Here is a 21214-nt window from a genome sequence, read left to right as displayed (position 1 = left end):
CCTGCAAGCACCATCCTGGCTCCTCCTCGCGCCCCGATTCGTCGCACAACCGCTCTACCAAGCACCTTCCATCGCTCGGCACAGCCTTTGCACTCTCCGACTAGGCCAACACCCACCATCACATCGGAGTGAGCACATGAAGCGACGCAGTCTGATCAAGGCCTTTACCCTCAGCGCATCGATCGCCGCGATGGGCCTGAGCTGGAGCATCCAGGCCGCCGAGACCATCAAGGTCGGCATCCTGCATTCGCTGTCGGGGACCATGGCGATTTCCGAGACCTCGCTCAAGGACATGGCGCTAATGACCATCGACGAGATCAACGCCAAGGGCGGGGTCAACGGCAAGCAGCTCGAGGCGGTGGTGGTGGACCCGGCGTCCAACTGGCCGCTGTTCGCCGAGAAGAGCCGCCAGCTGCTGACCCAGGACAAGGTGGCGGTGGTGTTCGGCTGCTGGACCTCGGTGTCGCGCAAGTCGGTGCTGCCGGTGTTCGAGGAGCTCAACGGGCTGCTGTTCTACCCGGTGCAGTACGAGGGTGAAGAGATGTCGCCGAACGTGTTCTACACCGGCGCCGCGCCTAACCAGCAGGCAATCCCGGCCGTGGAATACCTGATGAGCGAGGACGGTGGCGGCGCCAAGCGCTTCTTCCTGCTGGGCACCGACTACGTCTACCCGCGCACCACCAACAAGATCCTGCGCGCCTTCCTGCACAGCAAGGGCGTGGCCGACAAGGACATCGAAGAGGTCTACACGCCGTTCGGCCACAGCGATTACCAGACCATCGTCGCCAACATCAAGAAGTTCTCCGCCGGCGGCAAGACGGCGGTCATCTCCACGGTCAATGGCGACTCCAACGTGCCGTTCTACAAGGAGCTGGCCAACCAGGGGCTGAAGGCCACCGATGTACCGGTGGTGGCCTTCTCGGTGGGTGAAGAGGAGCTGCGTGGCATCGACACCAAGCCGCTGGTGGGGCACCTGGCGGCGTGGAACTACTTCGAGTCCGTGGATAACCCGGTGAACCAGAAGTTCGTCGCCGACTGGAAGGCCTACGCCAAGGCCAAGGGCCTGCCGGGGGCCGACAAGGCGGTGACCAACGACCCTATGGAGGCCACCTACGTAGGTATCCACATGTGGGCGCAAGCGGTGGAAAAAGCCAAGTCCACCGATGTGGACAAAGTGCGTGAGGCACTGGCCGGGCAGAGCTTCAAGGCGCCGTCGGGCTTCACCCTGACCATGGACAAGACCAACCACCACCTGCACAAGCCGGTGATGATCGGCGAGATCCAGGATGACGGACAGTTCAGCGTGGTGTGGCAGACCGAGGAGCCGCTGCGGGCGCAGCCTTGGAGCCCGTTCATTCCGGGGAATGACAAGCGGCCGGATTATGCGGTGAAAGGTAATTGAGTGACCAGGGGCCGCTTTGCGGCCCTTTCGCGACACAAGGCCGCTCCCACAGGTAGATCGCGTTCCAATGTGGGAGCGGCCTTGTGTCGCGATCGAGGGCGAAGCCCTCGCCTTACCCTGACTACACAGGAATAACTAATGCTCAGATTCCTGCTCACCCTCTTGTTGTTACTGCCCCTGGCCAGCCACGCCAGCGAAGGCGAGTTCTTCCTCAGCGCCAAGCCCGCCGACCAGGCGCGCCTGCTCGAAACCTGGGCCGCGCAACCCGATGCCGCCCGCCTGCCGCTGCTGGACAACCTGCGCCAAGGCCGCATCGCCGAAAACGACACCCGCAAGCTGCGCCTGAACAACCGCCTGCGCGGCCTGATCGACAACGCCCTGGCCAGCCATCGGCTATTCAGCGACCAAGCCAGCATCCGCCTGGCCGCCGCCCAACAACTGCAAAAAACCGCACAACCGGCGCAAATGGCCTTCCTCGACCGCCGCTTCGCCAGCGAACCCGACGCCGCCGTGCACGCGGCCCTCGGCCTGGCCCTGGCCAACCTGCAACTGGGCGCCAGCGAGCCCGCGGTACGCCTGGCCGCCGTGCGCCTGCTCGGCGAAACCGGCGACCCACTGGCCCGCACCCGCCTTGAAGCGCTACTACAACCCGACGCCGAAACCGACGCCGCCGTGCGCACCGCCGCCGAAACCAGCCTGGCCCAGGTACAGCGCAAGCTGCTGGTCGGTGAATTGCTCGGCCAGGCCTTCAGCGGCTTGTCGCTGGGTTCGATCCTACTGCTGGCGGCGCTGGGTCTGGCGATCACCTTCGGCCTGCTCGGGGTGATCAACATGGCCCACGGCGAGATGCTGATGCTCGGCGCCTACAGCACCTACATGGTCCAGGTGCTGCTGCAACGCTATGCCCCCGGCGCCATCGAGTTCTATCCGTTGATCGCCTTGCCGGTGGCCTTCGCCGTCAGCGCGGGGGTCGGCATGGCGCTGGAGCGCACAGTGATCCGTCACTTGTATGGCCGGCCGTTGGAAACCCTGCTGGCCACTTGGGGCATCAGTCTGATCCTGATCCAGGCCGTGCGCTTGATCTTCGGCGCGCAGAACGTCGAGGTGAGCAACCCGGCCTGGCTGTCCGGCGGCATCCAGGTGCTGCCCAACCTGGTGCTGCCGTACAACCGCCTGGTGATCATCGGCTTCGCCCTGGCGGTGGTGCTGCTTACCTGGCTGCTGCTCAACCGCACGCGGCTGGGCCTGAACGTGCGCGCGGTCACCCAGAACCGCAACATGGCCGCCTGCTGCGGGGTGTCCACCGGGCGCGTCGACATGCTCGCCTTCGGCCTCGGCTCCGGCATCGCCGGGCTCGGCGGCGTGGCCTTGAGCCAGGTCGGCAACGTGGGGCCGGACCTGGGCCAGAGCTACATCATCGACTCGTTCCTGGTGGTGGTGCTCGGCGGTGTCGGCCAACTGGCCGGCAGCCTGTGGGCGGCCTTCGGACTGGGCATCGCCAACAAACTGCTGGAGCCGCAGATCGGTGCGGTGCTGGGCAAGATCCTCATCCTTGCGCTGATCATTCTGTTCATCCAGAAGCGCCCGCAAGGCCTGTTCGCCCTCAAGGGACGGGTAATCGACTGATGAACCAGCCATTGATTGTCACTGCCACGCGCAAGACCGGCACCCGGGTTTCAATGGCCGTCGGCGCCGTTGTCGTCCTGGTGCTGCTGGCCCTGCCGCTGCTGTCGCTGCTGCCCGACGGGCACGCCTTGCAGGTCTCGGCCTACACCCTGACCCTGGTCGGCAAGGTCCTCTGCTACGCCATCGTCGCCCTGGCCCTGGACCTGGTCTGGGGCTATGCCGGGTTGCTGTCGCTCGGCCATGGCCTGTTCTTCGCCCTGGGCGGCTACGCCATGGGCATGTACCTGATGCGCCAGGCGGCCGGCGACGGCCTGCCGGGGTTCATGACCTTCCTGTCGTGGAGCGAGCTGCCCTGGTACTGGGCCGGCACCCAGCATTTCGCCTGGGCGCTGTGCCTGGTGGTGCTGGCGCCGGGGCTGCTGGCGCTGGTGTTCGGCTTCTTCGCCTTCCGCTCGCGGATCAAGGGCGTGTATTTCTCGATCATGACCCAGGCCCTGACCTTCGCCGGGATGCTGCTGTTCTTCCGCAACGAGACAGGCTTTGGCGGCAACAACGGCTTCACCAGCTTCCGCACCATCGTCGGTTTCGACATCGCCGCCCAGGGCACTCGGGCCGTGCTGTTCCTGCTCACGGTCGGCCTGCTGCTGGGCAGCCTGTTCCTGTGCTGGCGCCTGACCCAGAGCAAGTTCGGGCGCCTGCTCACTGCCGTGCGTGACGCCGAGAACCGCCTGATGTTCTGCGGCTACGACCCGCGTGGCTTCAAGCTGCTGGTATGGGTGCTCAGCGCCGTGCTGTGCGGCCTGGCCGGGGCGCTGTACGTGCCGCAGGTGGGCATCATCAACCCCAGCGAGATGTCGCCGACCAACTCCATCGAGGCCGCCGTGTGGGTGGCCCTGGGCGGGCGCGGCACGTTGATCGGGCCTCTGCTCGGCGCCGGCCTGGTCAATGGCATGAAGAGCTGGTTCACCGTGGCGTTCCCCGAGTTCTGGCTGTTCTTCCTCGGCGCGCTGTTCATCCTCGTCACCCTGTACCTGCCCAAGGGCGTGGTCGGCCTTGTGAAGAAAAGGAGCCAGCCATGAGAAGCGTGCCCCCGGTGCATCCGGAATTCATGCTGGAGCCGATCTTCGACCAGATCGGCAGCGGTCGCGAGGCGATCGGCCTCGGTCGGCGCCGCGAGACTGGGCTCGACACCCGCCACGGCACGGTGCTGAGCCTGGAGGGCATCAGCGTCAGTTTCGACGGCTTCAAGGCGCTCAACGACCTGAACCTGTACATCGGCGTCGGTGAGTTGCGCTGCATCATCGGCCCCAACGGCGCCGGCAAGACCACGATGATGGACGTGATCACCGGCAAGACTCGGCCCGACACGGGGACCGCGTTTTTCGGCGACACCCTCGACCTGACCCGCATGAGCGAATGCCAGATCGCCCAGGCCGGCATCGGCCGCAAATTCCAGAAGCCCACGGTGTTCGAGGCGCTGACGGTGTTCGAGAACCTGGAGCTGGCGCTCAAGGCCGACAAGTCGGTGTGGGCAAGCCTGGTGGCGCGGTTGTCCGGCGAGCAGCGCCAGCGCATCGAGGAGGTGCTGACCACCCTGCGCCTGCTGCCCCTGGCCCAGCGCCAGGCGGGGCTGTTGTCCCATGGACAGAAGCAGTTCCTGGAGATCGGCATGCTGCTGGTGCAGGAGCCGAGGTTGCTGCTGCTCGACGAGCCGGTGGCGGGGATGACCGATGCCGAGACCGCGTTCACCGCCGAGCTGTTCCGCTCCTTGGCGGGCAGGCATTCGCTGATGGTGGTGGAACATGACATGGGCTTCGTCGGCAGCATTGCCGACCATGTGACGGTGCTGCACCAGGGGAGTGTGCTGGCGGAAGGGTCGCTGGCGCAGGTGCAGGAGGATGAGCGGGTGGTCGAGGTGTATCTCGGTAGATAGGCCCGCTCCCACGAATTGAACGACTCAAGGGCAGAACATGCTGAAAATCGACACCCTGCACCAATACTACGGCGGCAGCCACATCCTGCGCGGTCTGTCCTTCGAGGCCAAGGTCGGCGAGGTCACCTGCCTGCTGGGCCGCAACGGCGTGGGCAAGACCACCCTGCTGCGCTGCCTGATGGGCCTGCTGCCGGCCCGCGAGGGCCGCGTGGAATGGGAAGGCAAACCCATTACCACGCTCAAGCCCCAGCAACGGGTCCAGGCCGGCATCGGCTACGTGCCGCAGGGCCGCGAAATCTTCCCGCGCCTGACCGTCGAGGAAAACCTGCTGATGGGCCTGTCGCGGTTCCCCGCCCGCGAGGCCCGGGAAGTGCCAGCCTTCATCTACGAACTGTTCCCGGTGCTGGAGCAGATGAAGCAACGCCGTGGCGGCGACCTCTCCGGTGGCCAGCAGCAACAGCTGGCCATCGGCCGCGCCCTGGCCAGCCGCCCGCGCCTGCTGATCCTCGACGAGCCCACCGAAGGCATCCAGCCGTCGGTGATCAAGGAAATCGGCGCGGTGATTCGTACGCTCGCCGACCGGGGCGACATGGCCATCCTGCTGGTGGAGCAGTTCTACGACTTCGCCGAGGAGCTGGCCGACCAATACCTGGTCATGGCCCGCGGTGAGATCGTCCAGCGCGGCCGGGGTGAAAACATGCAGGCCGAAGGTGTGCGCGGCCTGGTTACCATTTAATCTGCAGCCACTTCCCTTGCGAGACGCTGTCATGAGTTACCAGATCCGCGACGCCCTGATCGACGACATGCCGGGCATCCTCGACATCTACAACGACGCCGTGGCCAACACCACGGCGATCTGGAACGAAACCCCCGTGGACCTGGGCAACCGCCAGGCCTGGTTCGAGGCCCGTGCGCAGCAGGGCTATCCGATCCTGGTGGCGGTGGACGACAGCGGCGTGCTGGGCTATGCCTCATTTGGCGACTGGCGGCCGTTCGAGGGCTTTCGCCACACCGTCGAGCATTCGGTGTACGTGCGTGGCGACCAACGCGGCAAGGGCCTGGGCCCGGTGTTGATGGACGCGCTGATCGAGCGCGCGCGCCACTGCGACAAACATGTGATGGTCGCCGCCATCGAGAGCGGCAACGCCGCATCGATCCGCCTGCACGAACGCCTGGGCTTCAGCATCACCGGGCAGATGCCGCAGGTGGGGGTGAAGTTCGGGCGCTGGCTGGACCTGACCTTCATGCAGCTTTACCTGGATGACAACACCCTTCCCCCTTCAAGGACCTGAAGCCAATGAACACCGCCCAGCTGCACCGCGTCACCCACGAAGGCCTGGCGTACTACCGCGACGGGCTGGTGGCCCTTTTGCTGAATGCGGTGCGCCAGGGCGCGTCGGTGGGGTTTCTGGCCGATATCGACGAGCAGCAGGCCAAGGCCTACTTCGATGAGGTGAAGGCAAAAATGGCCGGTGGCGAGCAACTGCTCTGGGTCATTGCCCAGGGGCAGGAAGTGCTGGGCAGCGTGCAGTTGGGGTTGTGCCTGAAGCCCAATGGGCTGAACCGGGCCGAGGTGCAGAAGTTGCTGGTGCACAGCGATGCTCGGCGGCGTGGGCTGGGGCAGCAGTTGATGGGGGCCCTGGAGGCCGAGACGCGGCGGATCGGGCGGGGGATGCTGTTTCTCGATACCGAGGCGGGGTCTGGGGCCGAGGCGTTTTATCGGGCGCAGGGGTACAGCAAGGCGGGGGAGATTCCGGATTATGCCTGCGGACCGGAAGGGGTGTACCGGGCAACAGCGTTGTATTTCAAGGTCCTGGCGCCGGCTTCAGAACGGCGTTGATGCAATCGGGAAGTGTCAGATTTTTTGTGTGCGGGCCGGTAACGGCCTGCCGTCAGGCAGGCCCTGACTTTCACCAGGTCGGCCTGATGAACCGATCTCCGTACAAAATCGCGAATTGATTCATCGCACTTTTCCAATCATGCGCCGCTGAGCCCCAGTTCGCCGTGATGTTTCGCAGCCCCAGCCAGATCAGCTTGGTAGCTGCGTCATCGTTCGGGAAATGGCCTCGGGTCTTGATGATCTTGCGCAGCTGGGCATTGATACTCTCGATGGCGTTGGTGGTGTAGATCACTTTCCGGATGGCTGGTGGGAAGACAAAGAAGGGAATCACTCGATCCCAGGCGCGTCTCCAGGCCGCAACGACCGTTGGATACTGCTTGCCCCAGGGCCCGTTTTCAAACTCATCGAGTGCCTGCTCAGCCGCTTCGGCGTTGATGGCCTGGTAGATCGGCTTGAGCGCCTTGGCCAGTGCCCGCCGCTTGTCCCAGGCTGCAAAGTCCAGGCTGTTGCGGATCAGGTGCACGATGCACGTCTGCAGCGTCGTCTCTGGAAACACGGCGCTGAGAGCCTCTGGCATGCCTTTGAGGCCATCGGTCACGGCAATCAGCACATCCTCGACACCACGTGTCTTGAGATCGTTAAAGACCTTCATCCAGAACTTCGCACCCTCGGTGTTCTCGATCCAGATGCCCAAGATATCGCGCGTCCCGTCGGGTAGAACGCCCAGCGCCAAGTAAATGGCCTTGTTGCGCACCAAGCCTTCTTCGCGGATCTTCACCCGCAGTGCATCGAAGAAAATGACCGGGTACATGGGCTCCAGTGGCCGCTGCTGCCACGCGCCAATTTCTTCCATGACCTCGTCTGTCACAGAGCTGATGAAGTCGGGTGAGACCTCTGTTCCATACTGCTCGGACAGAAAGGCTCGGATCTCTCTGACCGTCATGCCACGGGCGTACATGGCGATGATCTTGTCATCGAAACCGGTGTACCGCCGCTCATGCTTGGGGATGAGAATGGGCGCAAAACTGCCGTCTCGGTCACGAGGAATTTCCAGCCGCAGCGGGCCATCGCCGGTCAAAACCGTCTTGCCACTCTTGCCGTTACGCTGGTTGGTTTCATCCTCTGGGCGCTGCGCGCCCGGCGGATAACCCAGGTGGTGGCCAAGTTCGGCGTGCAGAGCGCGTTCGATCAAGGCCTTCTTGAACGCCGCAGAGGCATCCTCGATAGCCTCTGCGGTCATCAGGCCCTCACCGAACTGCTCCAGCAGCTCTTTGGGGATTTTGGGCAGGTCACGCAAGGGTTTCTTTTTGGTTGGCATACATGCACCTCTTACTCATGTTATGCCCGAACACAAAATTTCTGACACCCTCTGCAATCGCGGGGCAAGTCCGCTCCCACGAAGCACCTCGATGCCTGGCGTGGGAGCGGGCTTGCCCCGCGATGCTTTTACTCTTATATCTGGGTAAACCTGCCCAACCGCTGCTTCAACATGCTGTTCTCGCTACGCAACTGCTGCACTTCCTCCAGCAACTCCAACGCCAGCGCCACCCCTTCCCACTCCAGCTCCAGCTCCTGATGCAGCTTCACCGCGCGCTTCAGCGTCACCGGCGCGCGGTCATCGAACACCCACTCCTCGGGCGTTCGCCCTGACGGTTCGACAATGCCGTGCTCGACGATCTCGATCACCCAGTCGGCCGATACATTGGCCTCCTGGCACAGGGTACGCATGTCCAGTTGAACGATCAGGGTGCTGCTCATGATCACTTACTCCATTGAGTCCTCGGATTGAACGCGGCTTTCTCGGAGAGCTGGGTCCACAGTTCGCGCGCGGCAGCGTCGGACTGGGCGGGCATGACCACCTTGAGCTGGGCGTACAGGTCGCCGCGCTCGCCCTGCTTGTTCAACAGGCCCATGCCCTTGACCCGCAGGCGCTGGCCGCTCTGGCTGTCCGGGCGGATGGTCAGGTTGATCTTGCCGGTCAGGGTCGGCACGGCCACCTTGGCGCCGAGCGCCGCTTCCCACGGTGCCAGCGGCACGGTGATGATCAGGTCATGGCCTTCGACATCGAACAGCGGGTGCGGAGCCATGCGGATGGTCAGGAACAGGTCGCCGTTGGCGCCACCGCCCACGCCGGGTGCGCCCTGGCCCTTGAGGCGGATACGCTCGCCGTCGGTCACCCCGGCGGGGATCTTCACGTTCAGCGTTTTCGTGGTGAACCCGGTACGCTGCCCGGCGCCGTTGGTCTGCGGCACCTGGAAGCTGATCTGCTTGGATTCCTTGTTCAGGGTCTCTTCGAGGAAGACCGCCAGTTCCAGTTCCACGTCCTGCCCTCGCCTGCCGGCACTGCGTTGCTGCCGGCCACCGCCGCCACCAAAGGGGTTGCCGCCCCGGGCGCCGAAGATCGAGCTGAAGAAATCGGAAAAATCGCCACCCTCGAAGCCACCGCCACCACCGCCGCGGGACTCCCAGCCAGGCGGCGCCTGGAACGGCCGGCCATGCTGGCCGCCGTACTTGCGGATTTCGTCGTACTCGGCGCGCTTGTCCTTGTCGCCAAGCACTTCGTAGGCCTCGTTGGCCTCCTTGAACTTGTCCTCGGCGTCACGCTCCTTGCTGACGTCGGGGTGATACTTGCGCGCGAGCTTGCGGTACGCGGCCTTGATCGCCTTCTCGTCCGCGCTCGCCTCGACGCCGAGTATCTTGTAATAGTCTTTGAAGTCCATCTATGGATCACCGATGTGAATGTACGTATTGCTATTGAAGATTGGGGTCAAGCATAGCCTTTCAAGGTTCATTCGGGGTTGCGCTATCGCAGACGACCGGTCTTGATTTAGTCGCAGACTGGCATAAACTGCGCGGCCGTTTTGCCTCCGGAAGCTCTCCTTCATGTCTGACGTATCCCCGGCCCGTGCCCTCGGCATCGACTTCGGCACCTCCAACTCCACGGTCGGCTGGCACCGCCCGGGCGTCGAATCGCTGATCGCCCTGGAAGACGGCAAGATCACCCTGCCGTCGGTGGTCTTCTTCAACATCGAGGAGCGTCGCCCGGTGTACGGCCGCCTGGCCCTGCACGAGTACCTGGAGGGCTACGAAGGCCGCCTGATGCGCTCGCTCAAGAGCCTGCTGGGCTCCAAGCTGATCAAGCACGACACCAGCGTGCTGGGCAGCGCCCTGCCGTTCAAGGACCTGCTGGGCATGTTCATCGGCGAACTGAAAAAGCGTGCCGAAGCCGATGCCGGCCGCGAATTCGACCAAGTGGTGCTGGGCCGCCCGGTGTTCTTCGTCGACGAAGACCCGGCCGCCGACCAGGAGGCCGAGGACACCCTGGCGGAGGTGGCGCGCAAGATCGGCTTCAAGGACGTGTCGTTCCAGTACGAACCGATCGCCGCGGCGTTCGACTACGAGTCGGGCATTAGCCGTGAAGAGCTGGTCCTGATTGTCGATATCGGCGGTGGTACCTCGGACTTTACCCTGATCCGCCTGTCGCCCGAGCGTCACCTGGTGGCCGAGCGCCAGAGCGATATTCTCGCCACCGGCGGCGTGCACATCGGCGGTACCGACTTCGACAAGCAGCTGAGCCTACAGGGCGTGATGCCGCTGTTCGGCTACGGCAGCCGGATGAAGAGCGGCGCGCTGATGCCCACCAGCTACCACCTCAACCTGGCCACCTGGCACACCATCAACGCCCTGTACTCGCAGAAGTCGCAACTGGCCCTGGGCAGCATGCGCTATGACATCGAGGACACGCTAGGCATCGACCGCCTGTTCAACCTGATCGAGCAGCGCGCCGGGCACTGGCTGGCGATGGAAGTGGAAGCCAGCAAGATCGAACTGACCGAGCGCGACAGCCGTCGCATCGACTTCGGCCGGATCGAGCCTGAACTGTCGGCCGAGCTGACCCGGGCGCTGTTCGAAGACGCCATCGGCGGGTTGCTGGAGCGGGTGCGCGGCAGCGTGACCGAGCTGCTGGCCAAGGCCGGCGTGAGCGAGGTGCAGGTGGACACGGTGTTCTTCACCGGTGGTTCCAGCGGGATTCCGGCGCTGCGCAACAGCGTGGCGGCGATGCTGCCCAATGCGCGGCATGTGGAAGGCAATATCTTCGGCAGCATTGGCAGTGGGCTGGCGATCGAGGCACGCAAGCGTTACGGCGCCGCCTGAGCCATCCCGGGGCCGCGTGGCGGCCCCGGCAATCCTTCAGACCAACTCCGCCCGCTTCAACTCACTCTTCAGGTAAGCGTAATAGATCGGCCCCGCCACCACCCCCGGCAAGCCGAATGCCGCCTCGAACACCAGCATCGCCAGCAACAGCTCCCAGGCCTTGGCACTGATCTGCCCGCCAACGATCCGCGCGTTGAGGAAGTACTCGACCTTGTGGATAACAATCAGATACCCCAGCGCCGCCATCGCCACCCAGATCGACAGCGACAAGCCGACGATGGTGATCAGGGTGTTGGACATCAGGTTGCCGATCACCGGCAGCAGCCCGAGCAGGAAGGTCAGCACGATCAGCGTCTTGGTCAACGGCAGGTGCACGCCGAACAGTGGTAGCACCACGGCCAGGAAGATGCCGGTAAAGAAGGTGTTGAGCAGCGAGATCTTGATCTGCGCGAAGACGATGTTGCGAAACGCCTGCACCAGCAGGCTCAGGCGCTCGAACAGCGCCGCCGCCAGGGGCTTGCGCCGGGAGATGTCGGGGATGCGCTGCAGGGCGACGATGGCGCCGAGGATCATGCCGATCAGCAGGGTCACGAACATGTGCGCCATGCCCTTGCCCACCAGTTGCAGGTCGCTGAGGTGGCTCTTGATCCAGTCGCCGATGGCCACCTTGAACTCGGCGGCGCTGGCCGGCAGGTAGGCTTCGATGAACGGCGGCAGCTGGCCCCGCGCGCGCTCGACCAGGCCCATGAACTTGTCCAGCGAGGCGCCGGGGTTCTCGGCCTCGTGCAGCAGGAAACTGAAGGCGCCGGCGATCAGCAACGTCAGCGTGCTCACCACCAGGGTGCCGAGCAGCGCCACCGCCAACCAGCGTGCGCGCTGCCCGGCGATCAGCGGTTGCAGGCGCGGGGTGAGCATGTTGACCAGCTCGTAGACCAGCAGGCCGGCCAGCAGGCTCGGCAGCAGCTTCATCGGCAGCGCCAGCAACAGGCCCGCCATGACGATGATCCAGCTGGCCAGGGTGACCTGGCGGGGAGTGAAAGTCATACAGCCTCAACGGCAGACAGCGGAAAGTCCCGCAGTCTGCCAGCCTTCACGGCAGAGGCATAGGCGCAGGTCATTTCTTCTTCAGGCAGTCACTCATGAAGGTCTTGCGCTCATCGCCCTTGAGCGCCTTGGTAGTGGCGTCGGCGTTGCAGGTCTTCATCTTCTCCTGCTGGGTGGCGGCTTTGGCCGGCTCGGCCTTTTTCAGGCAGGTGCTCATGAACGCCTTGCGTTCATCGCCCTTGAGCGCCTTGGCGGTGGCGTCGGCGTTGCAGGTCTTCATCTTTTCCTGTTGCGCGGTGGCGGCGAACCCTTGGCCCGCGATCAACAGGCCCACCAGCAGCAGGGGTACGTGCAGCAGCTTCATGGAGTGGTCTCCTTGCCTGCGCGCCGGATGCGCGCTCGTCGCAGCTGAGTGTAGACAAGAATTCTTACATCTCTGTCCGTGCCCGCCGCCGGTACTGCTCCGGGGTGCAATTGGCCTGGCGCTGGAACATGGCGATGAAGGCCGAAGCGCTGCTATAGCCGAGGTCGAAGGCGATGGCCTGGATCGGCGTGCCCGCCTCGAGCGCCTCGATAGCCCGCAGAAAGCGCAGTCGCAAGCGCCATTCGCCGAAGCTCATCCCCAGCTCCCGCAGAAACTGCCGGGCCAGGGTACGCTCGCTGACATGCACCTGCCCGGCCCAATGGGCGAGCGGCCGGTTGTCGCCAGGCCCCGCGTGCAACGCCTTGAGCACCTGGCGCAGGCTGTCGCTGCGGGCGAACGGCAAATAACAGGTCTGCGTCGGCGCCAGGCGCAGTTGGTCGATCAGTACCTGGACCAGGCGCTGGTCGCGCTCGTCCTGGGCGATGTGCAGGTCGCGGCGGGCGAAGTCGCCAAGGATCGCCTTGAGGATGTCGCTGATCACCAGGCTGCAGGGCTGCGCCGGCAGTTCAGCGCACAAGCTGCGCTCCAGATAGACCGAACGATAGATGATGGCCTGGGGGTTGTAGCAGCCATGCTCCGTCTCCGGCGGCACCCAGACAGCGTAGTGCGGGGGCGAGATGAAGCGCTGGCCCTCGACGTCCAGGTGCATCAGGCCATGGGAGGCATAGTTGAGCTGGCCCCAGGGGTGACGGTGCGGCGGGCTGTGGGTGTCGGCGCCGAATTCGTCGTAGCGGAAGTAGACCGGTGCGGGGAGCCGGTCGAACCGGGGGATGTCGAGGAACTTGCGGGTCATGCTGTCTGCTTCGCGGGACGGGTTGTCTGGATGGAAGTATAGGCATTTGGACAGACAAGCGATAATGGCCGCCACGTGGGAGCGGGCTTGCCCCGCGATTGCACCCGCCCGGCCAACATCATTTCCTGGCCTGGCGCAATCGCGGGGCAAGCCCGCTCCCACGGGTCAACCGCAACTCGAGAATCATCATGAACTACCTCTTCCCCCTCATCGCCATCCTCATCTGGGCCGGCAACACCGTGGTCACCAAGATGTCCGCCGGGGCCATCTTCCCCGCCGAGATCGGCTTCTACCGCTGGCTGCTGGCCGGCCTGCTGTTCACCCCTTTCCTGCTGCCACAGCTCTGGCGCAACCGCACGGCCATCCGCCCGCACCTGGGCAAGATCTTCGTGCTGGGCGTGCTGGGCATGGCCATCTACCAGAGCCTGGCCTACTTCGCCGCCGCCATCACCAGCGCCACCAACATGGGCATCATCCTCTCGTTGATGCCGCTGATGTCGCTGGCCCTGTCCATTGCCTGGCTCGGTCAGCGCCTGACCTATGGCGCGCTGCTGGGCGCGCTGGTGTCGTTCTTCGGCGTACTGGAGGTGGTCTCGGCCGGGCAACCCGGCGTGCTGCTGCACCAGGGGTTGAACGCCGGCGACCTGATGATGCTGGTGGCCACTTTCGCCTATGCGCTGTACAGCTTCCTGTTGAAAAAATGGCAGCTGCGCCTGCCGCCGTTGCAGTTGCTGTACCTGCAGGTGCTGGTGGCGATCCTGGTGTTGCTGCCGCTGTTCCTGCTGTCACCCAAGACCGGGTTGAACGGCCACAACATTGGCCTGGTGCTGTATGCCGGCCTGCTGGCCTCGATGGTCGCGCCACGGGTGTGGATGCAGGCGGTGCACCGTCTGGGGCCAAGCCGGACCACGCTGTTCTTCAACCTGCTGCCGGTGGTCACGGCGGTGATCGCGGCGGTAGTGCTGGATGAGCAGTTGGCCAGTTATCACTTGGTTGGCGGTGTGCTGACGCTGGTTGGCGTGCTGCTGGCCGAGCGTTGGACCACTCCGGTACGGCGTTAGCACTCGGGAAGGGCTGCAAAGCAGCCCCAGGCTTCTCACAGCCCCGCAGCCTTGAGCCGTGCGGCATGCTCGGTGAACAACCGCACCGGCTCGGCACCCTTGCCCACCGCGCCCAGCGACTGATTGACGATATCCAGGTGATCGAGCGGATAGTCGTCCCCGATCACCAGACCCAAGTGCGAGCTGAAGCGCCCGACCATGCCATCGCACTGCCCCTTCTCTCGGACGAAACTGCGGGCGAACAGCCGGCAAAATCGGTTGCTGCCGTCAAACCGGTTCAAGCCTTGGTCGGTGCGCCCTGGCTGCAGGGTGCCGGACCAGGAGTAGTAGCGAACACCGTTCACCTCAGCCGGCCCTTCGCCGCCCCAGACCTCGGGCAGCCCCTGTGGATAAGCCTGGTTGAACAGCGCCACCCCGGCACTGGTCAGCGACTGATGGGAGGCGTGCACGTCGATCGGCAGCGGATCGCGGCGCCATCCGGTCTCCAGCCAACCCAACAGCACAGCGAAGCCATGCAGCACGGCCTTGAGGAGGCGCCCCCGCACAGAGTCACCAGGTGCCGTGCGTTCGAGATGGTCGGCCAGCTCCGAGCCATGGTTGGGGCCGGCCACCGACGTCACCGAAGCCACCCGGTCAGGCCGCTTCGCCGCCGCATAGCGGGCACTGAGGGCGCCCTGGCTGTGACCGATCAGGTTGACCTTGTCGGCCCCCGTGCGCTGACAGATGTCCTCGATGATGCCGAGCAGCTGCTCACCCCGCACTTCGCTGGAATGCAGCGGCGACACCTGCACCGGGAATACCTGCGCGCCGCCCCGGCGCAATGCCGGCACGATGCCGAACCAGTAGGGATACACCAGCGCCCGCACGAACCCGAGCATGCCCGGCACCAGCACCAGTGGATAACGCGTGGCCAGCTCCTGACTCATCCCCCTTGCCCTCATCCGTGAACAGACCGGTCCACCCTACAGCGCGACCGGCGACAAGTGCAATCGAACTCCCGGCGCGCCGCGCGGTTCCAAGCAGAACAGACCCTGAGCAAGGAGCGGGACCATGTACAAGCGAACCCTGGCCATCCTTCTGGCAAGCGCCACCCTAGCCGCCTGCGGCAGCCGCCCGGAAAACCCGGTGGACTACGTCACCTACCGCGACGAACCGCTGGTCAAGCAGGTTGAGCACGGCATGACCATGCAAAAGGTCATTGCCATCGGCGGCAGCCCGTCCAACGTCATCGACCTGCCCCACGGCGGCACCTGCAATGACTACATCCTCAACCGTGATGGCCACCAGCAGCCCTACTACGTGCGTTTCGACGCCACCGGCCATGTCGACGCCAAAGGCTTCAAGACCTGCAAGCAACGCCAACAAGACAGCGACGCCGTACACGGCGCATGACACACCATGACTACCCTGATGCTTTCGGAGATGAACATGAGCGTTGAACTGACCGATGTGAAGACCCTGCGCGAACGTGCCCGCCAGCATGTCGAGCAAGGCGCGGTGACCGAGGGTTACCACGCCGATCGTGAAAAGATCCTGCGCCTGCTCAACGAGTCGCTGGCCACCGAGCTGGTCTGCGTCCTGCGCTACAAGCGTCACTACTTCATGGCCAGCGGCATCAAGGCCAGCGTTGCCGCCGCGGAGTTCCTCGAGCATGCCAACCAGGAAGCCGAGCACGCCGACAAGCTGGCCGAACGCATCGTGCAGCTGGGCGGCGAGCCGGACTTCAATCCGGACAACCTGACCAAGAACTCTCACGCGCAGTACGTGGCAGGCAATTCGTTGAAGGAGATGGTGCTGGAGGACCTGGTGGCCGAGCGCATCGCCATCGACAGCTACCGCGAGATCATCCAGTACATCGGCGACAAGGACCCGACCACCCGGCGCATCTTCGAGGACATCCTGGCCCAGGAGGAAGAGCACGCGGACGATATGTCGGACCTGTTGCAGGGGCTGTGATACCTGGGGGCGCTGTGCGCCCCTTTCGCAAAGCCGCTCCCACAGGTCAAGCATATGACTCAAGATCGACGCTTTGCCTATGGGAGCGGCCTTGCGTCGCGAAAGGGCCGCAAAGCGGCCCTATTTCTTGCCCTTCACCGCCGCCGGCGCCTTGCCAGCGCGCATCTGCTGCAACAACGGCGTGCACTGGTTGGGTTCATCCCCGCTGCTCGGCGCGATCAGCGCCAGCAGCCCCGCCGCCGGCCCGGCCACCACGCCAAGCGCCACCATTCCCGCGCCACGCAGCGCCAGCGGCACCGCCTGCACGCCGGCACTCGGCTTGGCGAACGGTCCGCGCACATACAATGGCGAACGCAGCGAGAACAGACGCAGGCCCTTGGACTCCGGGGTGATCTTCAGGTCCAACTGCTCGCTGGCGAAGTTGGCCGTACCGTTGATGTAGATGATCGCGTTCTCGGTATCGAAAACGAACAAGCGGCTGGTGGCCAGGCCATCCTTGATCCCGACATCCGCTGCGGCACAATTGATCTTCACATCTTCGTCGCCAAACAACTTGCCGATCACGTAGTTGCCCACGTTCAGCCCAGCGATCTCCATCAGGCTGCGGCTGATTGCGCCATCGTTGATCAGCAGGCGTAGATCCCCGTTGGAAGTGCCCAGCAGCGCGGCCACCGAGTTGCCCCGGCCACTGATGTCGGCATCGCCGTTGAGTTCGCCGAAGCTGGTCTGCATCGGCGCGAAGCTGGGGAACAGCTGCTTGAGCTTGAAGCCACGCGCGGTCAGCCGTGCACGACCCTGCAACGGCGCGCTGCGCCCGTCCAGGCGGATGTTGGAATCGAGGTTGCCGCCGGCCACGCCGAAGCGCAGCGGCTCCAGACGCAGCAGGCCGTCCTCGAGGATCACATGGGCGGACAGGTCGTTGAACGGCAGCGTCTCGCTGTGCACGATGCGCTTGCCGGCGAAGGTCACATCGGCGTCCATGGCCCGCCAGCGCTCGGTGCGGAATTCTTCGACCGGCAGCACCTTGCCGGCCGGCTGCTTGCTGGCACCGCCGCGGGCCTTCTGCTCGCTGTTGGAATCGGCGCCGATCAGTGGCGCCAGGTCCTTGAACAGCAGTTGGTTGGAGACCAGGTTGCCGGAGAGCTTCGGCCGGGGCTGGCTGGCGACAAAGACCAGGTCGCCGTGAATGTCGCTGTCGCCGATCTTGCCGTTGAAGCCCTCGTAACGGAACTGCGCGCCGCCGGCGGCGTGCAAGTTGGCGGTCAGATGACCATCGGTGGCGTACGGCGGCGTATCGGGCAAGGTCACGCCGGTCAGCGGGTAGAGGTTGCCCAGGCTGTTGCCGGAAAGCTTCAGGCGCAGGTCGAGGGCGCCGAGGTTGCGTGGATCGGTCAGGGTCCCGGCCAGCGCGACCTGGGTATCGCCGATACGCACATCGGCCTGCAGCGGAAACGGCTGGCTGGCGTCCTGCAGCGCCAGCAGGCCGCCGATCTTGCCGGTGCCGGCCACCGCCAGGCCCTTGTAGCGGCCCTGGGCCTTGAAGCCGAAGGCATAGTCCTGGGCATTGCCGGCCTTCTCGGCGCGGGCCTTGCCGACGATGTCGCTGAACGGGATCGGCTTGCCCAGCGGATCGACCTGCACCTTCATGCTGGTCTTCAGCGTCTGGTCGTCGAAGCTGACGTTGCCCTGGTCGAAGCCGATGGCGCCGATGTCCAGCTCCCACTTTGACGGTGCCTCGTTCTCATCCTTGGGCCCGAAATCGAACACCCAGTTGGCCCGGCCATCGGCCAGCCGGGTAAGGCTGGCGCTGGGCTTGACCAGGTCGATGCGCGGGATACTGATGCGCTGGACGATCAGCGGCAAGGGCGCCAGGCGAAAGTCCACACGCTCGAGGGCGACCATGCGCGGCGCCTTGAGCCAGTCGGGGTTGCCCAGGGTGAGGTCCTCGGCGCTGAAGTGCGGCCAGGGCACGAAGGCCCGCCAGCCGCCTTCCTCGGGTTCGGTGCGCCAGTGCACGGCGAGGTTGCCGTTGATCGCGAAGGGCCGCTGCAGCGCTTCGGAGACTTTCTCGTTGAGCAGCGGCTTGACGCGGTTCCAGTCAAAGGTGGCGATCACCACCACCAGGATCGCCAGCAGGGTGGCAAGGGTGGCGAAGGTCCAGATGAGGATTCTGGCAGGGCGCGTCATTGCATGGTTCTCCTGACTGCATGGCACTCATTATGTCGGACTGATGAAAAACCGCCGGGTTTAATCCGTGCGCCATGATAACCAGGATTTTCCTGACGCCTTTCTCAGCTTTTCGTCCACGGACAGCGGCAGTGTTACCGGGGATCAAACGTGCCTCAGTGTTTGATAAACACCTGAAAACACTGATCCAGAGCCCTCCACGCACAGTATCAATCCTGTCGATTGTTACCATTATCCTGATGAACTTTTCTCTGGAGTTACCAGGCGTAGCATTGGCTTCGTACCCACTTTCCAGCCCCCCGAGGAGCACCGAACCATGAAACGCCATCTGCTGCTGAGCCTGACCCTGTCCGTACTTGCCGCCAACGCCTTCGCCCTGCCAGCCGAAGACCAGCACCTGAGCGCCGAATCGCGCTCCAGCGCCGCCACCGTCAGCCAACCGCTGAACACCTTGGCAGAAGGTGGCGCCGAGCGCCTGCAGGAGCGCGCAGGCCGTGTGGCCGAAGGCGGCTCCGAGCGTCTGCTCGAACGTAACAACCGCGTCGCCGAAGGTGGCTCCGATCGCTTGATCCAACGCAATGACCGCGTTGCCGAAGGTGGCTCCGATCGCTTGATTCAACGCAATGACCGGGTTGCCGAAGGTGGCTCCGATCGCTTGATTCAACGCAATGACCGGGTTGCCGAAGGTGGCTCCGATCGCTTGATTCAACGCAATGACCGGGTTGCCGAGGGTGGCTCGGATCGTCTGATCCAACGCAATGACCGTGTCGCCGAGGGTGGCGCCGATCGCCTCAACGAACGTAACAACCGTATCGCCGAAGGTGGCTCGGATCGTCTGGTCGAACTCAGCCGTGTGAGCTGATCGCCATGGCCGAGAACAACAACCCGCCCCACTGCGCCTGCTACCCTCCAAGCCCGGTCCATTGACCGGGCTTTGTTTTTTTATCCAGAATGCCCAGCCGTACCGTCATAGAATCCTGCCCCATGCTGCCGCGCGCCGAACAGAAGCTACAGACCCGCCAGGCCCTGCTGGATGCCGCCTGCCTGCTCATGGAGAGCGGCCGTGGCTTCGGCAGCATCAGCCTGCGCGAGGTGGCCAAGGCCGCGGGCATCGTGCCCACCGGCTTCTACCGCCACTTCCCCGACATGGATGCGCTGGGCCTGGCCCTGGTTGCCGAGGTGGACACCACTTTCCGCCAGACCATCCGCCTGGTACGCCACAACGAATTCGAGCTGGGCGGCATCACCGACGCCTCGGTGCGCATCTTCCTCGACGTGGTCGTCGCCCACCGGGCGCAGTTCCTGTTCCTCGCCCGCGAGCAATACGGCGGCTCGCAGCCAGTGCGCCAGGCCATCGCCCGCCTGCGCCAGGACATCAGCAACGACCTGGCCACGGACCTGGCACGCATGCCGCGTTGGCAGCATCTGGACGGCGCCGCCTTGGCGGTGATGGCCGACCTGGTGGTCAAGACCGTGTTCGCCACCCTGCCGGAACTGATCGACAGCCCTGAGTCGGGTCATCCACAGGCGCTGACGCCCCAGGAGAAGATCACCCAGCAACTGCGCTTCATCTTCGTGGGCGCGCGGCACTGGCAGGGGCTGGGCAATCCCGGCTGACGCGCCCACGAAGCACTTGTTACATCTGCTACCATGGCGCCCTGCCCGACCGTCACGAGCGCGACCATGTCCGACCCCCGCCCCGCATTGACCCGTTTCCAACAGCACTTCGCCGAGCGCATCGTGCCGCTGTGGCAGGGCCCTGGCTGGAACGCCGACATGGCCCTGCCGTACGAAGCCCTGGACACCCAGCACCGGCCACTGCCGGTGCAACGCTACCGGGCCATGGCCTGCGCCCGCCAGCTGTACCTGTTCAGCAGCCGCATCGGTCAACCGGGCGCCGCCGAACGCGCCGCCGCGCTGTTCCGTTCGCTGCAGAAGCACTTCCACGACGCCGAGCACGGCGGCTGGTTCTACAGCATCGACGCGCAGGGCAAGCCGTTGGACCGACGCAAGGACCTCTACACCCACGCCTTCATCGTGTTCGCCTGTGCCCATTACTGGGGCAAGGTCGGAGAAGGCCTGGTGGAAGCCACGCTCAACGGTGCCCTCGAAGTCGTTGCCGAGCAGTTCGCCCGTGACGATGGCCTGTACGAGGCCAGCCTCGCTGAGGACTGGTCGGACCTGGGCAGCGGCTCGCTGCAGAACCCGCAGATGCACCTGGCCGAGGCTTTCCTTCAGGTACTGGCCGTGCGCGAGGACGACGAGGTTCGCCAGTCGCTGCTGCAGTTGTGCGACGCGCTGCAGGTGCAATTCATCGAACAGCGCCACGGCCTGATGCTGGAAAAACCACGCGGGTCTGTGGATAACTGGTTCGAGCCGGGGCACCAGTTCGAATGGTTCTACTTGCTGGACACCTCGCCGCTGCTGCGCGGGACAGCGCTGCACGCTTCCATCACCCGCGCCTTCGACTACGCCGAGCAGTACGGTGTGAAAGATACGGCGGTGCTGGCGATGCTCGATGTGGACGGCAAGGTCATCGATGCGACCCAACGGATCTGGGCCCAGGCCGAGTACCTGCGGGCGCTGGCCTTGCGGCCAGGAAGCGAGGCGAGGTTGCTGGCGCAGCTACAGGCGCTGGAGTCGCGATTCCTGCATGACGGTGGCTGGCATGAGTGCCGTGATGGTAATGGCGCGGTCAGCCGCCACGACATGCCATCGACTACGCCGTATCACCTGGCGACCTGCCTGGAAGGCTTGCAGCGCCTGATCTGACACAATCGCGGGGCAAGCCCG

At 64.6% G+C, this 21214-nt stretch carries 22 protein-coding genes; 14 read left to right on the top strand and 8 right to left on the bottom strand.

Annotated features, from left to right (window positions below):
* Positions 1–136: 136 nt before the first annotated feature.
* The 7 genes from urtA to K5H97_RS03205 all read left to right on the top strand — a co-directional run bounded on the left by urtA (position 137) and on the right by K5H97_RS03205 (position 6801).
* On the top strand, positions 137–1402 hold the full coding sequence (gene urtA, locus K5H97_RS03235; RefSeq protein ID WP_028691298.1) for an urea ABC transporter substrate-binding protein: 1266 nt from the start codon (positions 137–139) through the stop codon (positions 1400–1402).
* A gap of 138 nt (positions 1403–1540) precedes the next feature.
* Complete coding sequence (gene urtB, locus K5H97_RS03230) at positions 1541–3028, top strand: urea ABC transporter permease subunit UrtB (RefSeq protein ID WP_028691299.1); 1488 nt, start codon at positions 1541–1543, stop codon at positions 3026–3028.
* Complete coding sequence (urtC, locus tag K5H97_RS03225; protein WP_028691300.1) at positions 3028–4107, top strand: urea ABC transporter permease subunit UrtC; 1080 nt, start codon at positions 3028–3030, stop codon at positions 4105–4107. The genes urtB and urtC overlap by 1 nt, the downstream gene beginning before the upstream one ends.
* Positions 4104–4961, top strand: a complete 858-nt coding sequence (gene urtD / locus K5H97_RS03220; RefSeq protein ID WP_028691301.1) for an urea ABC transporter ATP-binding protein UrtD — start codon at positions 4104–4106, stop codon at positions 4959–4961. The genes urtC and urtD overlap by 4 nt, the downstream gene beginning before the upstream one ends.
* Before the next feature lie 37 nt (positions 4962–4998).
* Positions 4999–5697 (top strand): urea ABC transporter ATP-binding subunit UrtE, encoded by a 699-nt coding sequence (urtE, locus tag K5H97_RS03215; RefSeq protein WP_028691302.1) that lies wholly within the window; start codon positions 4999–5001, stop codon positions 5695–5697.
* Positions 5698–5728: 31 nt separating this feature from the next.
* Positions 5729–6253, top strand: a complete 525-nt coding sequence (locus K5H97_RS03210; protein WP_028691303.1) for a GNAT family N-acetyltransferase — start codon at positions 5729–5731, stop codon at positions 6251–6253.
* A 5-nt stretch (positions 6254–6258) separates the two neighbouring features.
* Positions 6259–6801 (top strand): GNAT family N-acetyltransferase, encoded by a 543-nt coding sequence (locus K5H97_RS03205; RefSeq protein WP_028691304.1) that lies wholly within the window; start codon positions 6259–6261, stop codon positions 6799–6801.
* A gap of 70 nt (positions 6802–6871) precedes the next feature.
* On the opposite strand, the gene K5H97_RS03200 is transcribed toward K5H97_RS03205, so the two are convergent.
* The 3 genes from K5H97_RS03200 to cbpA form a co-directional block, all read right to left on the bottom strand.
* Entirely contained in the window at positions 6872–8119 is a 1248-nt protein-coding gene (locus tag K5H97_RS03200) for an IS256 family transposase (protein ID WP_060489951.1), read from the bottom strand.
* A gap of 134 nt (positions 8120–8253) precedes the next feature.
* Positions 8254–8559, bottom strand: a complete 306-nt coding sequence (locus tag K5H97_RS03195) for a chaperone modulator CbpM (protein WP_028688225.1) — start codon at positions 8557–8559, stop codon at positions 8254–8256.
* 2 nt (positions 8560–8561) lie between these two features.
* On the bottom strand, positions 8562–9521 hold the full coding sequence (cbpA, locus tag K5H97_RS03190) for a curved DNA-binding protein (RefSeq protein ID WP_028688226.1): 960 nt from the start codon (positions 9519–9521) through the stop codon (positions 8562–8564).
* Between the two features lie 163 nt (positions 9522–9684).
* On the opposite strand from cbpA, the gene K5H97_RS03185 reads away from it, so the two are divergent.
* Positions 9685–10956 carry an Hsp70 family protein gene (locus tag K5H97_RS03185; RefSeq protein WP_028688227.1) on the top strand — a complete coding sequence of 424 codons (1272 nt, stop codon included), beginning with the start codon at positions 9685–9687 and terminating at the stop codon, positions 10954–10956.
* 36 nt (positions 10957–10992) lie between these two features.
* Here K5H97_RS03185 and K5H97_RS03180 read toward each other — a convergent pair whose 3' ends face one another.
* From K5H97_RS03180 to K5H97_RS03170, 3 genes are all read right to left on the bottom strand, one after another.
* A complete protein-coding gene (locus tag K5H97_RS03180; protein WP_028688228.1) occupies positions 10993–12000 on the bottom strand; it encodes an AI-2E family transporter in 1008 nt (335 codons plus the stop codon).
* 70 nt (positions 12001–12070) lie between these two features.
* Entirely contained in the window at positions 12071–12364 is a 294-nt protein-coding gene (locus tag K5H97_RS03175; RefSeq protein ID WP_028688229.1) for a PsiF family protein, read from the bottom strand.
* Positions 12365–12428: 64 nt separating this feature from the next.
* Entirely contained in the window at positions 12429–13217 is a 789-nt protein-coding gene (locus K5H97_RS03170; protein WP_028688230.1) for an AraC family transcriptional regulator, read from the bottom strand.
* A 188-nt stretch (positions 13218–13405) separates the two neighbouring features.
* Between K5H97_RS03170 and K5H97_RS03165 the strand changes: the two genes are divergently transcribed.
* Complete coding sequence (locus K5H97_RS03165; protein WP_028688231.1) at positions 13406–14278, top strand: DMT family transporter; 873 nt, start codon at positions 13406–13408, stop codon at positions 14276–14278.
* Between the two features lie 35 nt (positions 14279–14313).
* On the opposite strand, the gene K5H97_RS03160 is transcribed toward K5H97_RS03165, so the two are convergent.
* A complete protein-coding gene (locus K5H97_RS03160) occupies positions 14314–15204 on the bottom strand; it encodes a lipase family alpha/beta hydrolase (RefSeq protein WP_028688232.1) in 891 nt (296 codons plus the stop codon).
* Between the two features lie 124 nt (positions 15205–15328).
* Here K5H97_RS03160 and osmE point away from each other — a divergent pair, with 124 nt between their 5' ends.
* Both osmE and K5H97_RS03150 read left to right on the top strand, forming a co-directional pair.
* Positions 15329–15670, top strand: coding sequence for an osmotically-inducible lipoprotein OsmE (gene osmE / locus K5H97_RS03155; protein WP_028688233.1), 342 nt, complete (start codon positions 15329–15331; stop codon positions 15668–15670).
* 36 nt (positions 15671–15706) lie between these two features.
* Positions 15707–16234: a ferritin-like domain-containing protein gene (locus tag K5H97_RS03150; RefSeq protein ID WP_036985638.1), complete on the top strand. Its 528-nt coding sequence runs from the start codon at positions 15707–15709 to the stop codon at positions 16232–16234.
* 120 nt (positions 16235–16354) lie between these two features.
* Here K5H97_RS03150 and K5H97_RS03145 read toward each other — a convergent pair whose 3' ends face one another.
* On the bottom strand, positions 16355–18421 hold the full coding sequence (locus K5H97_RS03145) for an AsmA family protein (protein WP_028688235.1): 2067 nt from the start codon (positions 18419–18421) through the stop codon (positions 16355–16357).
* A gap of 316 nt (positions 18422–18737) precedes the next feature.
* On the opposite strand from K5H97_RS03145, the gene K5H97_RS03140 reads away from it, so the two are divergent.
* From K5H97_RS03140 to K5H97_RS03130, 3 genes are all read left to right on the top strand, one after another.
* Positions 18738–19283, top strand: a complete 546-nt coding sequence (locus K5H97_RS03140; RefSeq protein WP_222578001.1) for a phage infection protein — start codon at positions 18738–18740, stop codon at positions 19281–19283.
* 122 nt (positions 19284–19405) lie between these two features.
* Positions 19406–20038 carry a TetR family transcriptional regulator gene (locus K5H97_RS03135; protein WP_028688237.1) on the top strand — a complete coding sequence of 211 codons (633 nt, stop codon included), beginning with the start codon at positions 19406–19408 and terminating at the stop codon, positions 20036–20038.
* A gap of 66 nt (positions 20039–20104) precedes the next feature.
* Positions 20105–21193: an AGE family epimerase/isomerase gene (locus tag K5H97_RS03130; RefSeq protein ID WP_028688238.1), complete on the top strand. Its 1089-nt coding sequence runs from the start codon at positions 20105–20107 to the stop codon at positions 21191–21193.
* Positions 21194–21214: the final 21 nt, after the last annotated feature.

This window comes from Pseudomonas mosselii, from assembly GCF_019823065.1.
In the GTDB taxonomy this organism is placed as follows: Bacteria; Pseudomonadota; Gammaproteobacteria; order Pseudomonadales; family Pseudomonadaceae; genus Aquipseudomonas; species Aquipseudomonas mosselii.
This window is presented reverse-complemented; position numbering and strand designations above follow the sequence as displayed.

What these genes read in the sequence shown, in the direction of transcription:
- urtA (WP_028691298.1), top strand. Translation starts at nt 137, where the DNA reads ATGAAGCGACGCAGTCTGATCAAGGCCTTTACCCTCAGCGCATCGATC.
- K5H97_RS03165 (WP_028688231.1), top strand. Translation starts at nt 13,406, where the DNA reads ATGAACTACCTCTTCCCCCTCATCGCCATCCTCATCTGGGCCGGCAAC.
- K5H97_RS03160 (WP_028688232.1), bottom strand. Translation starts at nt 15,204, where the DNA reads ATGAGTCAGGAGCTGGCCACGCGTTATCCACTGGTGCTGGTGCCGGGC.
- K5H97_RS03135 (WP_028688237.1), top strand. Translation starts at nt 19,406, where the DNA reads ATGCTGCCGCGCGCCGAACAGAAGCTACAGACCCGCCAGGCCCTGCTG.
- urtD (WP_028691301.1), top strand. Translation starts at nt 4,104, where the DNA reads ATGAGAAGCGTGCCCCCGGTGCATCCGGAATTCATGCTGGAGCCGATC.
- K5H97_RS03200 (WP_060489951.1), bottom strand. Translation starts at nt 8,119, where the DNA reads ATGCCAACCAAAAAGAAACCCTTGCGTGACCTGCCCAAAATCCCCAAA.
- K5H97_RS03205 (WP_028691304.1), top strand. Translation starts at nt 6,259, where the DNA reads ATGAACACCGCCCAGCTGCACCGCGTCACCCACGAAGGCCTGGCGTAC.
- K5H97_RS03210 (WP_028691303.1), top strand. Translation starts at nt 5,729, where the DNA reads ATGAGTTACCAGATCCGCGACGCCCTGATCGACGACATGCCGGGCATC.
- K5H97_RS03145 (WP_028688235.1), bottom strand. Translation starts at nt 18,421, where the DNA reads ATGACGCGCCCTGCCAGAATCCTCATCTGGACCTTCGCCACCCTTGCC.
- K5H97_RS03170 (WP_028688230.1), bottom strand. Translation starts at nt 13,217, where the DNA reads ATGACCCGCAAGTTCCTCGACATCCCCCGGTTCGACCGGCTCCCCGCA.
- K5H97_RS03140 (WP_222578001.1), top strand. Translation starts at nt 18,738, where the DNA reads ATGAAACGCCATCTGCTGCTGAGCCTGACCCTGTCCGTACTTGCCGCC.
- K5H97_RS03185 (WP_028688227.1), top strand. Translation starts at nt 9,685, where the DNA reads ATGTCTGACGTATCCCCGGCCCGTGCCCTCGGCATCGACTTCGGCACC.
- urtB (WP_028691299.1), top strand. Translation starts at nt 1,541, where the DNA reads ATGCTCAGATTCCTGCTCACCCTCTTGTTGTTACTGCCCCTGGCCAGC.
- K5H97_RS03195 (WP_028688225.1), bottom strand. Translation starts at nt 8,559, where the DNA reads ATGAGCAGCACCCTGATCGTTCAACTGGACATGCGTACCCTGTGCCAG.
- K5H97_RS03130 (WP_028688238.1), top strand. Translation starts at nt 20,105, where the DNA reads ATGTCCGACCCCCGCCCCGCATTGACCCGTTTCCAACAGCACTTCGCC.
- K5H97_RS03175 (WP_028688229.1), bottom strand. Translation starts at nt 12,364, where the DNA reads ATGAAGCTGCTGCACGTACCCCTGCTGCTGGTGGGCCTGTTGATCGCG.
- K5H97_RS03150 (WP_036985638.1), top strand. Translation starts at nt 15,707, where the DNA reads ATGAGCGTTGAACTGACCGATGTGAAGACCCTGCGCGAACGTGCCCGC.
- urtE (WP_028691302.1), top strand. Translation starts at nt 4,999, where the DNA reads ATGCTGAAAATCGACACCCTGCACCAATACTACGGCGGCAGCCACATC.
- cbpA (WP_028688226.1), bottom strand. Translation starts at nt 9,521, where the DNA reads ATGGACTTCAAAGACTATTACAAGATACTCGGCGTCGAGGCGAGCGCG.
- osmE (WP_028688233.1), top strand. Translation starts at nt 15,329, where the DNA reads ATGTACAAGCGAACCCTGGCCATCCTTCTGGCAAGCGCCACCCTAGCC.
- urtC (WP_028691300.1), top strand. Translation starts at nt 3,028, where the DNA reads ATGAACCAGCCATTGATTGTCACTGCCACGCGCAAGACCGGCACCCGG.
- K5H97_RS03180 (WP_028688228.1), bottom strand. Translation starts at nt 12,000, where the DNA reads ATGACTTTCACTCCCCGCCAGGTCACCCTGGCCAGCTGGATCATCGTC.